Consider the following 13,305-nt stretch of genomic DNA (forward strand, 5'->3'; position numbering starts at 1 on the left):
ATGGCAAACCTGGCCTTCGACCTCGCCCACCTGTTCGCCGGCAGCCTGGTGCTGCTGAGCTTCATGATGCTCTACCAGGACCGCCTGCCCGCCCTGCTCAACGTCTTTGCCCTGCAGGCGGTGATGCTCGCCCTGTCCGTCGCCTGGCAGGCCTACGTGCAGGACGCGCCGCACCTGTTCATCACCGCGATCATCGCCCTGGCCTTCAAAGCGATCGTCATCCCGGTGGCGCTGCACCGCATCGTCGCCCGCCTCGGCATCCATCGCGAGGTCGAGACCATCGCCGGCATCGGCCCCGTCATGCTGGCCGGCATCGGGCTGGTGGCCCTGTCCATGGTGGTGATGCTGCGCGTCACCGCCGATGCCGACCCGCTGGCGCGCGAGGACCTGGCCTTCGCGCTCTGCGTCGTCCTGCTCGGCCTGCTGATGATGGTGACGCGGCGCAACGCCGTCAGCCAGGTCGTCGGCTTCATGTCGCTGGAGAACGGGCTGATCCTGGCCGCCACCGGCGCCAAGGGCATGCCGCTGGTGGTGGAGATCAGCGTCGCCTTCTCGGTGCTGGTCGCCTTCGTCGTGATCGGCATCTTCCTGTTCCGCATCCGCGAGCGCTTCGACACCGTCGACGTCCAGGCGCTCGACCGGTTCCGTGGCGAGCAAGGCGGGTCATGATCGACGGCCTCACCCTGATCCTGGCGATCCCCGCCGCCTCGGCCGCAGCCCTGGCGCTGCTGCCGGACTATCGCCTTTCGGCCCGCCTCAACGCGGCTTCGGCCTTCCTGACCCTCCTCGCCGCCCTGTCGCTGTTCGTGCACGCGCCCGAGCCCGGCGCCTATCTCCTGGTCGACGACCTCAACATCATCTTCATCGTCCTCAACACCTTCGTGGCCTTCACCACCAGCGTGTTCAGCGCCAGCTACATCGCCCACGAGGTGGAGACGGGCCGGCTCACCCCGGCACATCTGCGCTTCTACCATGCCATGTACCAGGTGCTGCTCTTCGCCATGAACCTGGCGCTCTCGGCCGACAATATCGGCCTGATGTGGGTGGCGATCGAGATGGCCACCCTGACCACGGTGCTGATGGTCGGGCTCTATCGCACCCACGAAGCGATCGAGGCGGCCTGGAAATACTTCATCCTCGGCAGCGTCGGCATCGCGCTGGCACTGTTCGGCACCATCCTGGTCTACATGGCGGCGCGGCCTGTGGTCGGCGAAGGGCTGGACGGCATGGTCTGGACGGTGCTGATCGCCCGCGTCCCGGCCTTCGATCCGGCCCTGCTCAACGTCGCCTTCGTCTTCCTGCTGCTCGGCTACGGCACCAAGGTCGGCCTCGTGCCGGCCCATGCCTGGCTGCCGGACGCCCATGCCGAGGGGCCGACGCCGATCTCGGCCGTGCTCTCCGGCCTGCTGCTCAACGTCGCTCTCTATGCCGTGCTGCGGTTCAAGATGCTGCTCGCCGCCAATGCCGGGGCGATCGCGCCGGGGCCGCTGATGGCGACGATGGGGCTGGCGTCGCTGCTGTTCGCCGGCATCATGCTGTATCGCCGCCGCGACATGAAGCGCTTCTTCGCCTATTCCTCGATCGAGCACATGGGCATCATGGCCTTTGCGTTCGGCATGGGCGGTCCCCTGGCCAATTTCGCCGGCCTCCTGCACATGACCATGCACAGCCTGACCAAGTCGGCGATCTTCTTCGCCGTCGGCCATGTCGCCCAGATCAAGGGCACGCAGAAGATCGCCCGCATCCAGGGACTGACCGCGACCCACCCCCTCCTCGGCTGGGGCCTGGTGCTCGGCGTCCTCGCCATCGCCGGCATGCCGCCCTTCGGCATCTTCATGAGCGAGTTCCTGCTGGTCAGCTCCACCTTCGCCCGCGAGCCGCTGCTGGCGGTGCCGCTGGTCCTCGGCCTGCTCGTCGCCTTCGGCGCCCTGCTGCTGCGCCTCCAGGGCCTGGCCTTCGGCGAACCGAGCGGCAGCACCGCCCCGGCGCAGGCTTCCCATGCGCCGATGTTCGCCCACATCGCTTTGGTGCTGGCCGCCGGCCTCTATCTGCCGCCGCCGCTGGTCGCCTGGTTCCAGCACGTGGCACGCCTGCTGGGATGAGCGGAGACACCGGGATGCCGACGCTCGCCGAAATCCTCGCCTCCGGCGGCCCCGCCGCACAGCGGCCCGGGCCGCGGACCCTGGTCGACGCCGAGGCCTGGCGAACGCTGGCCGAGGGGCTCGCCGCCGGCTCGTGGCCGCTGCTCGGGCTGTGGGGCGAGGACGCCGCCGTCCACATGGCCTTGCACGACGCCGGGGCTCGTGCCGTCCGCGTCGCCAGCCTCCCATGCCCGGACGGGCGCTTCCCCTCGGTCGGCCGGATGCATCCGCCGGCCATCCGGCCGGAGCGCGCCGTGCACGACCTCGTCGGCCTCGTCCCCGTCGGTCTGCCCGACCCGCGCCCCTGGTTCGATCACGGCCGATGGGACCGGCGCCATCCGCTGGCGGCTGCGCCCTCGGCGCCGACCGGCCCCGTCGCCTACGCCTTCCTGCCCGTCGAAGGCGAGGATCTGCACCAGATCCCGGTCGGCCCGGTGCATGCCGGCATCATCGAGCCCGGCCATTTCCGCTTCTCGGCCAACGGCGAGACCGTGGTGCGGCTGGAGCAGCGGCTGGGCTACACCCACAAGGGCGTCGAGGCGCTGATGGCCGGCGCCCCGCTGGAGCGGGCGGCGCGCCTGGCCGGCCGCGTCTCGGGCGACAGCACCGTCGCCTATGCCTGCGCCTTCGCCCGTGCCGTCGAGGCGGCGCTCGGCGTCGAGGCGCCGCCGCGGGCGGTCTGGCTGCGCGGCCTGATGGCCGAGCTCGAACGTCTCGCCAACCATTTCGGCGACATCGGCGCCATCTGCAACGACGCCGCCTTCGCGCTGATGCTCGCCCATTGCGGCGTGCTGCGCGAGCGGGTGCTGCGTACCGCCGCCGCCTGCTTCGGCCACCGGCTGATGATGGACGCCGTCGTGCCCGGCGGCGTCGCGGCCGACCTGCAGCCGGAAGGCGCCGGCCATGTCCGCGCCCTCCTCGTCGCCGCCGGCCAAGCCTTCCCGCCGCTGGTGGAGCTCTACGACCGCACGGCCTCGCTGCAGGACAGGACCGTCGGCACCGGACGCCTGCGCCCGGAACTCGCCCGGCACTATGGCTGCGGCGGCTATGTCGGCCGGGCCTCCGGCCGCGACTTCGACGCTCGCCGCGACTTCGCCTATGCCCCCTATGATGCGCTGCGCTTCGAGGTGCCGGTGCTTCAGGCCGGCGACGTCGATGCGCGGGTGCGCATCCGCATCCGCGAGGTCGAGCAGAGCCTGGCTCTGGTCGGCGAGATGCTCGACCGTCTGCCCGACGGCCCCCTCGCCGCGCCGCTCGCCGGCCCGGGCGTGCCGGCCGAGGGCCTGGCCCTGGCCGAAGGCTTCCGCGGCGACATCCTCGCCTGGGTGCGCCTCGACGGCGAGGGCCGGGTCGAGCGCTGCCACCTGCGCGACCCCTCCTGGTTCCAGTGGCCGGTGCTGGAAGCCGCGATCGAGGGCAACATCGTCGCCGACTTCCCGATCTGCAACAAATCCTTCAACTGCTCCTATTCCGGGCACGACCTGTAGGTCCGGTCATGCGCAAATTCCTCCTCCAAGGCCTGGTTTCCGCGCCGCTCACCGAGCCCGGCCCGAGCCTCCTCGATCCCGGCCTCGCCGCGCTGGCGGCGGAGATCGACCATGCCGCCCGGGCGAGACTCGGCCGCAGCCTGTCGATCCGCCAGGTCGATGCCGGCTCCTGCAACGGCTGCGAGCTGGAGATCCATGCCCTCGGCAATGCCTTCTACGACCTAGAGCGCTTCGGCCTGCGCTTCGTCGCCTCGCCGCGGCACGCCGACGTGCTGCTGGTCACCGGCCCCGTCACCCGCAACATGGCCGAGGCGCTGCGGCGCACCTACGAGGCCACGCCCGCGCCGAAATGGGTGGTCGCGGCCGGGGGCTGCACCCGCGACGGCGGCGTCTTCGCCGGCAGCTACGCCTGCCTCGGCGGCGTCGCGGCCGTCGTCCCCGTCGACCTCCACATCCCCGGCTGCCCGCCGACGCCCGAGGCCCTGCTGCGCGGCCTGCTGGCGCTGATGGTGCGGGACGGGCGCGGCTGACCCCCGTCCCGCTTCACATTTCTTTACATTCCCCTGATCGTTCCGAAACCCGGCCGGCCTAGGCTTCGTCCGCCGCCGGGTAGCAACCCGGCGGCGGAACCGGTAGACCTCTTCCCGAGCGATCCGCGTTCGAAGCGAGCCCGGCCGGGCTCACACGGCGGCGATCAGGGAGTAGAGACGTGCGTTTTCTGCCGCAGAGCGAGGCAGCCGGAGGCAAGTCCCGAGCCGGCACCGGCTTGCGGCTCGCCGCCGTCTCCGGTCTCGGCGCCATGGCCGCAGCCTGCGTCACCGTCGCGGCGCCGGCCCCCAATCTCGATGTCCCCGCCCGCTACCGGCAGGCCGCGACGAGACCAGACGCGGCGCCGCCGTCGCCCGACTGGTGGCGCGGCTTCCGGTCCGCGGAGCTGACGCGCCTGGTCGAAGCCTCGCGCACCGGCAATCTCGACATCGCCGCCGCCGTCGCCCGCATCCGGCAGGCCGACGCCCAGGCCGAGATCAACGGCGCCGCCCTGCTGCCGACGCTCGACGGCGCCGCCGACGTCTCGCGCGCCCGCGGCGCCCGGCTCGCATCGTCCGGTCCGCGCCGCGGCCGCGCCAGCTACGGCCTGTCGCTCAGCGCCAGCTACGAGATCGATTTCTGGGGCAAGAACCGGGCATTGCTCGACGCGGCCCTGGCCAGCGCCCGCGCCAGCCGCTTCGACCGGGACACGGTCGAGATCACGGCCCTCGCCAGCACGGCCACCACCTATTTCGACATGCTGGCGACGCAGGATCGCCTGCGCATCGCCCGCGGGAATGTCGTCAACGCCGGCCGGGTGCTCGACGTCATCCGGCAGCGCCTTGCCGCGGGCACGGCCACGGCCCTCGACGTCGCCCAGCAGCAGAGCCTGGTGGCGCAGCAGAAAGCCTCGATCCCGCCGCTGGAGCAGGAGATCGTCCAGGACCAGGCGACGCTGGCGGTGCTGGTCGGCCACGCCCCGGCCCGGGTGTCGATCCCCGGCGGCAGCCTCGACCGTCTCGCCAGCCCGCGCATCACGCCCGGCCTGCCGTCCGAGCTCCTGACGCGGCGGCCGGACATCCGATCCGCCGAGGAAAGCCTCGCCGCCGCCCATGCCGACGTCGTGGCGGCGCGGGCGCAGTTCTTCCCCTCGATCCAGCTCACCGGCCAGGGCGGGATCGAGAGCCTGGCGCTGAAGAGCCTGTTGCAGCCCTCCAGCACCTTCTATTCGATCGCCGCCGGCCTGACCCAGCCGATCTTCGACGGCGGCACCCTGCAGGGCCAGTTCGATCAGGCCAAGGGCGCGGAGGCCGAGGCCCTCGCCAATTACCGCAAGGCCGTGGTCTCGGCCTTCGCCGATGTCGAGAAGGCGCTGGTCGCCATCCGCCAGCTGACGCGGCAGGAGGCGCTGCAGCGCGACGTCGTCACGAGCGCCAGCCTCGCCTACCGGCTGTCGGAACAGCAGTTGCGCGAAGGCACGATCGACATCACCACCGTGCTGAACAACCAGACCACGCTGTTCCAGGCGGAGAACACCCTGGTCGAGGTACGGCTGTCGCGCTTCCAGGCCATCGTCGCCCTGGTCCAGGCGCTCGGCGGCGGCTGGGACAAGCCCGACGCCGCGCCGGGACGGTCGTGATGAAGCGGCTCGGTCGCAACCTGACGGCGCTCGTCCTGGTCGGTGCGCTCGGCACCGGCGCCTACCTCACGCGCGACCGCTGGCTGCGCGCGCCGGCGCCGCAGACCGCCGAGACGACGCAGCAGCAGCCGGCGCCGCGCCAGGCCGGCCGGCGCGGGCGCTTCGGCGGCGGGCAGCAGGGACCGGTCGCGGTGCTGGTCGCCCCCGCCGCGATCGCCGACGTGCCGGTGCATGTCGACGGGGTCGGCACCGCCCAGCCGCTCAACACCGTGACCGTGCGCCCGCAGGTCGACGGCCAGCTCCTCGCACTCAGCTTCCGCGAGGGCCAGGACGTCAGGAAGGGAGACGTGCTGGCCCGGATCGACGATCGGACCTATCGCGCCCAGTTGGACCAGGCCCTGGCCAAGAAGGCGCAGGACGAGGCGACGCTTCAGAACGCCAAGCGCGACCTCGAGCGCTACACCGCCCTGGTCGCGAGCAATTCGGTGACCAGGCAGCAGGCCGATACCCAGCGCGCCGTGGTGGCGCAGACGCAGGCCCTGCTGCAGGCCGCCGACGCCGCGATCGAGGCCGCCCGCGTCACCCTCGGCTACACCGTGATCACCGCGCCGATCGACGGGCGCACCGGCATCCGCATGGTCGACGAGGGCAACCTCCTGCAGGCCGGTGACACCACCGGGATCGTCACCGTCTCCCAGATCAGGCCGATCGCCGTGCTGTTCACCGTGCCGCAGCAGCAGCTCGGGCGCATCAACAAGGCCAGCGCGGCCGGGCCGCTGCCGGTCGAGGTTCTGGACGAGGCCGGCGGGGTCGCCGGCCGCGGCACGCTGGAGGTGATCGACAATCAGGTCGACCAGACCACCGGCACCGTGCGCCTCAAGGCGGTGTTCCCCAACGAGGACCTGGCGCTGTGGCCGGGCGCCTTCGTCAATGCCCGGCTGCTGGTCGACACGCTGAAGGGTGTGATCGTGGTGCCGACCATGGCGATCCAGCGCGGCCCGGACGGCACCTTCGTCTACCGCCTCAAGCCGGACCAGACGGTCGCCGTCCACCCCGTCACCGTAGGCCAGCAGGACGATCGCCGGGCGGTGGTGACCGCGGGGCTCGCCGCCGGCGACCAGGTGGTGACCACCGGCTTCGCCCGCCTGACCGACGGAGCCAAGGTCCAGGTCTCCGGCGCCGACGAAGGCGAGGGTGAGCCCAGCGACTCGACGGCGGCGCCGGCATCCGCGGCGGAGGGAGGCCGGCATCGCCGCCAGCCGGCCGCGGCGCCGCCATGAGCGGCGTCTCCACCCCCTTCATCCGGCGCCCGGTCGCCACCTCGCTCCTCGGCATCGCCGTGCTGCTGGGCGGCCTGCTCGGCTATCTCTCCCTGCCGGTCGCGCCGCTGCCGCAGGTCGACTTTCCGACCATCCAGGTGACGACCCAGCTGCCCGGCGCCAACGCCGGCACCATGGCGGCGCTGGTCACGGCGCCGCTCGAGCGCCAGCTCGGCCAGATCCCGGCCCTGTCGACCATGGTGTCCTCCAGCGCCTTCGGCATCAGCCAGGTGACGCTGCAGTTCGACCTCGACCGCGACATCGACGGCGCCGCCCAGGACGTGCAGGCCGCCATCAACGCCGCCGGCTCGACCCTGCCGCGCACCCTGCCCTACCCGCCGACCTATGCGAAGGTGAACCCGGCCGACACGCCGATCGTCACCCTGGCGCTGCGCTCGGACACCTATTCCATCCGCCAGCTCAGCGACATCGCCGACACGCTGCTGGCCCAGCGCCTGGCCGAGGTCAGCGGCATCGGCCATGTCGAGGTGCAGGGCGGCGTGCGGCCGGCCTTGCGCATCCAGGCCGACATCGCCCGCCTCGCCGGCTACGGCCTTGCCCTGGAGGACGTGCGAACCGCCGTGGCCAATGCCAGCGTCGCCGGGCCGAAGGGCTCGCTCGACGGCACGCACCAGTCCTACACCATCGCCGCCAACGACCAGATCACCGACACGCAGGCCTACCGGCAGATCATCATCGCCCAGCGCAGCACCGGCCCGGTGCGCCTCCAGGACGTGGCCGACGTCATCGACGGGCTGGAGAACACCCGGGTCGGGGCCACCTATCAGGGCCGGCCGGCAGTGGTGATCGACATCCTGCGCCAGCCCGGCGCCAACGTCATCGATACGGTCGAGCGCATCTTCGCCACGCTGCCGCGGCTGCGCGGCGCCATTCCGGCGGGCGTCTCCCTGGAGGTGGTGCACGATCGCACCGAGACCATTCGCGCCTCGATCCACGACGTCGAGATGACGCTGGTGATCAGCATCGCCCTGGTGATCCTGGTGGTGCTCCTGTTCCTGCGCACCCTCAACGCCACGCTGATCGCCGGCGTGACGCTGCCGCTCTCGGTGATCGCCACCTTCGGCGTGATGCGGCTTGTCGGCTTCAGCCTCGACAACCTCTCGCTGATGGCGCTGACCATCGGCGCCGGCTTCATCGTCGACGACGCCATCGTCATGATCGAGAACATCGTCCGCCACATCGAGGAGGGCGAGACCCCGTTCGACGCCGCCCTCGCCGGCGCCCGCGAGATCGGCTTCACCGTGATCTCGCTGACGGTCTCCCTGGTCGCGGTGTTCATCCCGCTCCTGTTCATGAGCGGCATCGTCGGGCGGATGTTCCGCGAGTTCGCCCTGACGCTGACCATCGCCGTGGTGGTCTCGGCGGTGGTGTCGCTGACCCTGACGCCGATGATGTGCGCCCGGCTGCTGCGCACCACGCCCGCTCGCGGCCGGGGGCCCGTGCGCTGGCTCGACGCCGGGCTCGACCGCGTCGTCGCCTTCTACCATCGCACCTTGCTCCGGGCCCTCGACCGGTCCGGTCTGATGCTGGCGCTGACTGCGGCGACGCTGGCCACAACCGTGGCGCTCTACGTCGCCATCCCCAAGGGCTTCCTGCCGCCGCAGGACACCGGCCTGATCACCGCCGTGGTCCAGGCCGAGCCGACGGCCTCCTTCGAGGCGATGAACCGGGCCCAGGCCGAAGTGGCCGGTATCGCCGGCCGCGACGCCGACGTGCGCGGCGTCGTCACCAGCACCGGCGTCAGCCCCACCAACCTGACCTCGAACACCGGCGCCCTGACGCTGGTGCTGCGGCCCCGGGCCGGGCGCGCCGGCACCGCTTCCGACATCATCCGCCGCCTGCAGGCGCAGACCGCCCACATCCCCGGCGTCTCCGTCACCTTCCAGGCGACGCAGGACATCCAGATCAGCACCCGCGCCAGCCGGGCCGCCTACCAGTACACGCTGACCGGCACCGATACTGCCGAGGTCGCGGCCTGGGCGGAAAAGCTGGCGGCGCGCCTGCGCCTGGAGCCGGCCCTGCACGACGTCGCCTCCGAGGCGCAGGACGGCGGCGGCGAGATCTTCGTCGACCTCGACCGCCAGACGGCGGCGCGGCTCGGCGTCTCCATGCAGTCGGTCAGCGACGCCCTCAACGACGCTTTCGGCCAGCGCCAGATCGCCACCATCTACGCCCAGGCCAACCAGTACCGGGTGATCCTGGAGGCGCAGCCGCGCTATCTCGGCGACTCCGCCGCCCTTCGCAGCCTGCATGTCGCCGGCGCCGGCGATGCACAGGTGCCGCTTTCCGCCGTCGCCGCCATCACCCGCCGCACCGCGCCGCTGGTGATCGAGCATGACGAGCAGTTCCCGGCGGTCACCGTCAGCTTCGACCTCGCGCCCGGCGCCTCGCTCAGCGACGCGGTCGAGGCCGTCGACCGGGCGCAGGCCGAGATCGGCCTGCCCGGCTCCGTCTCCGGACGCTATTCCGGCGACGCGGCGGAGTTCGCCCGCTCGCTCGCCAACGAGCCCTGGCTGATCCTCGCCGCGGTCGTCACCATCTACATCGTGCTCGGCGTGCTCTACGAGAGCGCCATCCACCCCGTCACCATCCTCTCGACCCTGCCCTCGGCCGGCGTCGGCGCCCTGCTGGCGCTGATGGCGCTCGGCATCGACCTTTCGGTCATCGCCCTGATCGGCATCGTGCTGCTGATGGGCATCGTCAAGAAGAACGCGATCATGATGATCGACTTCGCCCTGGAGGCGGAGCGGACCGAGGGCCTCGCGCCGCGCGAGGCGATCGTCAAGGCCTGCCTCAAGCGCTTCCGGCCGATCATGATGACGACGCTGGCGGCGCTGTTCGGCGCGTTGCCGCTGGCGCTTCAGCACGGCACAGGCTCGGAGCTGCGCATTCCCCTCGGCGTCACCATCATCGGCGGCCTGATCCTCAGCCAGATTCTCACTCTCTACACCACGCCGGTGATCTATCTCGGCCTGGAGCACCTGCGCGCCCGCTTCGCCCGCGCCAGGCCGCCGGCCCTGCCCGCCTCCATCGGCCACGGGACGGTGGAATGAACATCTCCGCCCCCTGCATCCGCCGGCCGGTCGGCACGACGCTGCTGGCCATCGGCGTGATGCTGGCGGGCCTGATCGCCTACCACGTCCTGCCGGTGGCGAGCCTGCCGGCGGTCGACCTGCCGACCATCATGGTCACCGCCAGCCGGCCCGGCGCCGACCCCGCCACCATGGCGGCCAGCGTCGCCGCGCCGCTGGAGCGGCGTCTGGGCGCGATCGCCGGCGTCACCGAGCTGACCTCGACCTCCTCGCTCGGCTCCAGCCGCATCATCGTGCAGTTCGACCTCAGCCGCGACGTCGACGGCGCTGCGCAGGACGTGCAGGCCGCCCTCAACGCGGCCGCCACGGACCTGCCCGGCGACCTGCCGACCCTGCCCACCTTCCGAAAATTCAATCCTGCCGCGGCGCCGGTGCTGATCCTGGCCATGACCTCGGACACGATCGCACCGAGCGCGGTCTACGATGCCGCCGACACGGTCGTCGCCCAGCGCCTGTCCCAGGTCGAGGGCGTGGGCGGCGTCAATGCCAGCGGCGCCGACCAGCCGGCGATCCGGGTGCGCCTCGATCCCGACCGCATCGCCGCCATGGGCCTGGCGCTGGAGGATATCCGCACCGCCATCGTCAACGCCAATGTTCTGGCCCCGCTCGGCGCCATCGACGGTCCCGAGACGATGCTGGCGATCGAGACCAACGGCCAGTTGAAGACCCCCGAGGACTATGCCGATATCCTGCTGCGTACCGCCAGCGGCGCCATGATCCGCCTCGGCGACGCGGCGACGGTCGAGGCCGGCGTGCGCAACCGCCGCTCGGACGCCTGGTTCAACGGCCGCCCCTCGGTGCTGCTCAGCATCTCCAGGCAGGCCGATGCCAACGTCATCGCCACGGTCGACGCGGTCAAGGCCATGCTGCCGGAGATCGCCAGGCTGATCCCGGCCGGCATCGAGATCGCGGTGCTGACCGACCGGACGACGACGATCCGCGCCAGCGTCCTCGACATGCAGTGGACCCTGGCCGCCACGATCGTGCTGGTGATGGCTGTGGTGTTCGTCTTCCTGCGCCGCCTCGCCCCGACCCTCGCCGCCGGAGTGACGGTGCCGCTCTCGCTCTCCGGCGCCGTCGCCGCGATGTGGGCGGCCGGATTTTCCATCGACAACCTGTCGCTGATGGCCCTCGCCGTGTCTGTCGGCTTCGTCGTCGACGACGCCATCGTCATGATCGAGACCATCTACGCCAACCTGGAGAAGGGGCTGACGCCGATGCGCGCCGCCCTGGAGGGGGCGCGGCAGATCGGCTTCACCGTGGTCTCGATCAGCCTGTCGCTGCTTGCCGCCTTCATCCCGCTGTTCTTCATGGGCGGCATCGTCGGGCGCTTCCTGCGCGAGTTCTCGCTGACGCTGGCCTTCGCCATCATCGTCTCGACGGCGGTGTCGCTGACGGTGACGCCGATGATCTGCGCCCACCGCCTGCGCGCCGCCGATGCGCGGCCGTCGACCTGGTTCGACCGCCTCGTGGACGGTGGGCTCGGCGCGCTCGCCAGCGCCTATGGCCGGTCGCTGCGGGCGGTCCTGCACCACCGGGCGCTGACGCTCCTGATCATTGTCGCCACCGTCGCCGCCACCGTCTGGCTCTACATGGCCGTGCCGAAGGGGTTCGTGCCGCAGGACGACACCGGCTTCATCCAGGCCTTCACCCAGGCCTCCACCGACATCTCCTACCCCGCCATGGCGGCGCTGCAGACACGGGTGGCGGCGATCGTGCGCGAGGATCCGGCAGTGGCCAATGTCGGCTCCTCCGTCGGCGGCGGCCTGTCGGGCGCCGTCAACCAGGGCCAGCTCTCGATCGCGCTGAAGCCGCTGGGCGAACGGCCGCCGGTCACCGCGGTCATCGACCGGCTGCGCCAGCGCCTCGCCCGCGTCGCCGGCATGAACGTGTTCATGATCGCACCGCAGGACATCCGGGTCGGCGGGCGTTCCACCAGCTCGCAATATCAGTTCACCCTCTGGGACCCCGATTTCGACGAGCTGATCGCCTGGGCCCCCAAGGTCGTGGAGCGGCTGAAGCGCGAGCCCGGCCTGGTCGACGTCACCACCGATCGCCAGCCGAACGGCCTGCAGGCGACGGTGACGATCGACCGCGACGCGGCGGCTCGCCTGGGCGTGCGCATCGAGGACATCGACACCGCGCTCAACAACGCCTTCTCGCAGCGCCAGATCGAGACGATCTACACCCAGCGCAACCAGTATCGCGTCGTGCTGGAAGCCGACCCCGCCTTCGCCCGCGACCCCGAGCGCATCACCCGGCTCTACGTCCCCGGCGCCAACGACACCCAGGTGCCGCTCGCCGCCATCGCCCGGATCGAGCGCACGCTGGCGCCGCTGCAGGTCAACCACCAGGGCCAGTATCCGTCGGTGACCATCAGCTACAACCTGGCGCCCGGCGTGCTGCTGGAAGACGCCTCGGCCCGGGTGTCGGCGGCGGTGCTCGGCATGCACCTGCCGGCGAACCTGCACGCCGAGTTCACCGGCGACGCGGCGGCGGCCCGCATCGCCTCGGGCGGCCAGGGCCTCGTCATCCTGGCGGCGCTTCTGGCGGTCTATATCGTGCTGGGCGTGCTCTACGAGAGCCTCGCCCACCCCCTGACCATCATCTCCACCCTGCCCTCGGCCGGGCTCGGAGCGCTGCTGGCCCTTGAGCTCACCGGCGGCGAGCTGACGATCATCGCCTTCATCGGCATCATCCTGCTGATCGGCATCGTCAAGAAGAACGGCATCATGCTGGTCGACTTCGCCCTGGAGCGCGAACGCCGCCACGGCATCTCGCCCGAGGCGGCGATCTTCGAGGCCTGCCTTGAGCGCTTCCGGCCGATCCTGATGACCACCCTCGCCGCCCTGCTGGGCACCCTGCCCTTCATCGTCGCCACCGGGGCCGGCTCGGAGCTGCGCCGCCCGCTCGGCATCACCATCGCCGGCGGCCTGATCGTCTCGCAGGTGCTGACCCTCTACACGACCCCGGTGATCTACCTGATGCTCGACCGGCTGCACCGGCGCCTGGCCCGCGCCCCGGCTCCCCTTGTGTCAACCGGCACAGCCGGCCCCGCCCGCCCTGCCTAGTCTCCTC

General features: G+C 71.4%; 8 protein-coding genes. All 8 read left to right on the forward strand.

Annotation, left to right across the window (positions count from 1 at the left end; all coding sequences use genetic code 11):
- The 8 genes from AC27L4_RS09540 to AC27L4_RS09575 all read left to right on the forward strand — a co-directional run bounded on the left by AC27L4_RS09540 (nt 1) and on the right by AC27L4_RS09575 (nt 13,298).
- Nucleotides 1-669, forward strand: a complete 669-nt coding sequence (locus AC27L4_RS09540; protein WP_487141851.1) for a hydrogenase-4 component E — start codon at nt 1-3, stop codon at nt 667-669.
- Nucleotides 666-2,102 (forward strand): hydrogenase 4 subunit F, encoded by a 1,437-nt coding sequence (locus AC27L4_RS09545; RefSeq protein ID WP_487141852.1) that lies wholly within the window; start codon nt 666-668, stop codon nt 2,100-2,102. Before AC27L4_RS09540 ends, AC27L4_RS09545 begins: the two co-directional genes overlap by 4 nt.
- A gap of 14 nt (nt 2,103-2,116) precedes the next feature.
- On the forward strand, nt 2,117-3,628 hold the full coding sequence (locus AC27L4_RS09550; protein WP_487141853.1) for a hydrogenase large subunit: 1,512 nt from the start codon (nt 2,117-2,119) through the stop codon (nt 3,626-3,628).
- Nucleotides 3,629-3,636: 8 nt separating this feature from the next.
- A complete protein-coding gene (locus tag AC27L4_RS09555; RefSeq protein ID WP_487141854.1) occupies nt 3,637-4,158 on the forward strand; it encodes an NADH-quinone oxidoreductase subunit B family protein in 522 nt (173 codons plus the stop codon).
- A gap of 179 nt (nt 4,159-4,337) precedes the next feature.
- The gene (locus AC27L4_RS09560; protein ID WP_487141855.1) at nt 4,338-5,795 is read left to right on the forward strand and encodes an efflux transporter outer membrane subunit; all 1,458 of its coding nucleotides are present in this window, start codon (nt 4,338-4,340) and stop codon (nt 5,793-5,795) included.
- A complete protein-coding gene (locus AC27L4_RS09565; RefSeq protein WP_487141856.1) occupies nt 5,795-7,075 on the forward strand; it encodes an efflux RND transporter periplasmic adaptor subunit in 1,281 nt (426 codons plus the stop codon). Before AC27L4_RS09560 ends, AC27L4_RS09565 begins: the two co-directional genes overlap by 1 nt.
- Complete coding sequence (locus AC27L4_RS09570; protein WP_487141857.1) at nt 7,072-10,188, forward strand: efflux RND transporter permease subunit; 3,117 nt, start codon at nt 7,072-7,074, stop codon at nt 10,186-10,188. Before AC27L4_RS09565 ends, AC27L4_RS09570 begins: the two co-directional genes overlap by 4 nt.
- Nucleotides 10,185-13,298, forward strand: coding sequence for an efflux RND transporter permease subunit (locus AC27L4_RS09575; RefSeq protein WP_487141858.1), 3,114 nt, complete (start codon nt 10,185-10,187; stop codon nt 13,296-13,298). The genes AC27L4_RS09570 and AC27L4_RS09575 overlap by 4 nt, the downstream gene beginning before the upstream one ends.
- Nucleotides 13,299-13,305 lie beyond the last annotated feature (7 nt).

The organism is Labrys sp. Lb11 (genome assembly GCF_057554225.1).

Bases quoted from the DNA above. Each gene is read 5' to 3' on its own strand.
- AC27L4_RS09540 (WP_487141851.1), top strand. From the start codon at position 1: ATGGCAAACCTGGCCTTCGACCTCGCCCACCTGTTCGCCGGCAGCCTG.
- AC27L4_RS09545 (WP_487141852.1), top strand. From the start codon at position 666: ATGATCGACGGCCTCACCCTGATCCTGGCGATCCCCGCCGCCTCGGCC.
- AC27L4_RS09550 (WP_487141853.1), top strand. From the start codon at position 2,117: ATGCCGACGCTCGCCGAAATCCTCGCCTCCGGCGGCCCCGCCGCACAG.
- AC27L4_RS09555 (WP_487141854.1), top strand. From the start codon at position 3,637: ATGCGCAAATTCCTCCTCCAAGGCCTGGTTTCCGCGCCGCTCACCGAG.
- AC27L4_RS09565 (WP_487141856.1), top strand. From the start codon at position 5,795: ATGAAGCGGCTCGGTCGCAACCTGACGGCGCTCGTCCTGGTCGGTGCG.
- AC27L4_RS09570 (WP_487141857.1), top strand. From the start codon at position 7,072: ATGAGCGGCGTCTCCACCCCCTTCATCCGGCGCCCGGTCGCCACCTCG.
- AC27L4_RS09575 (WP_487141858.1), top strand. From the start codon at position 10,185: ATGAACATCTCCGCCCCCTGCATCCGCCGGCCGGTCGGCACGACGCTG.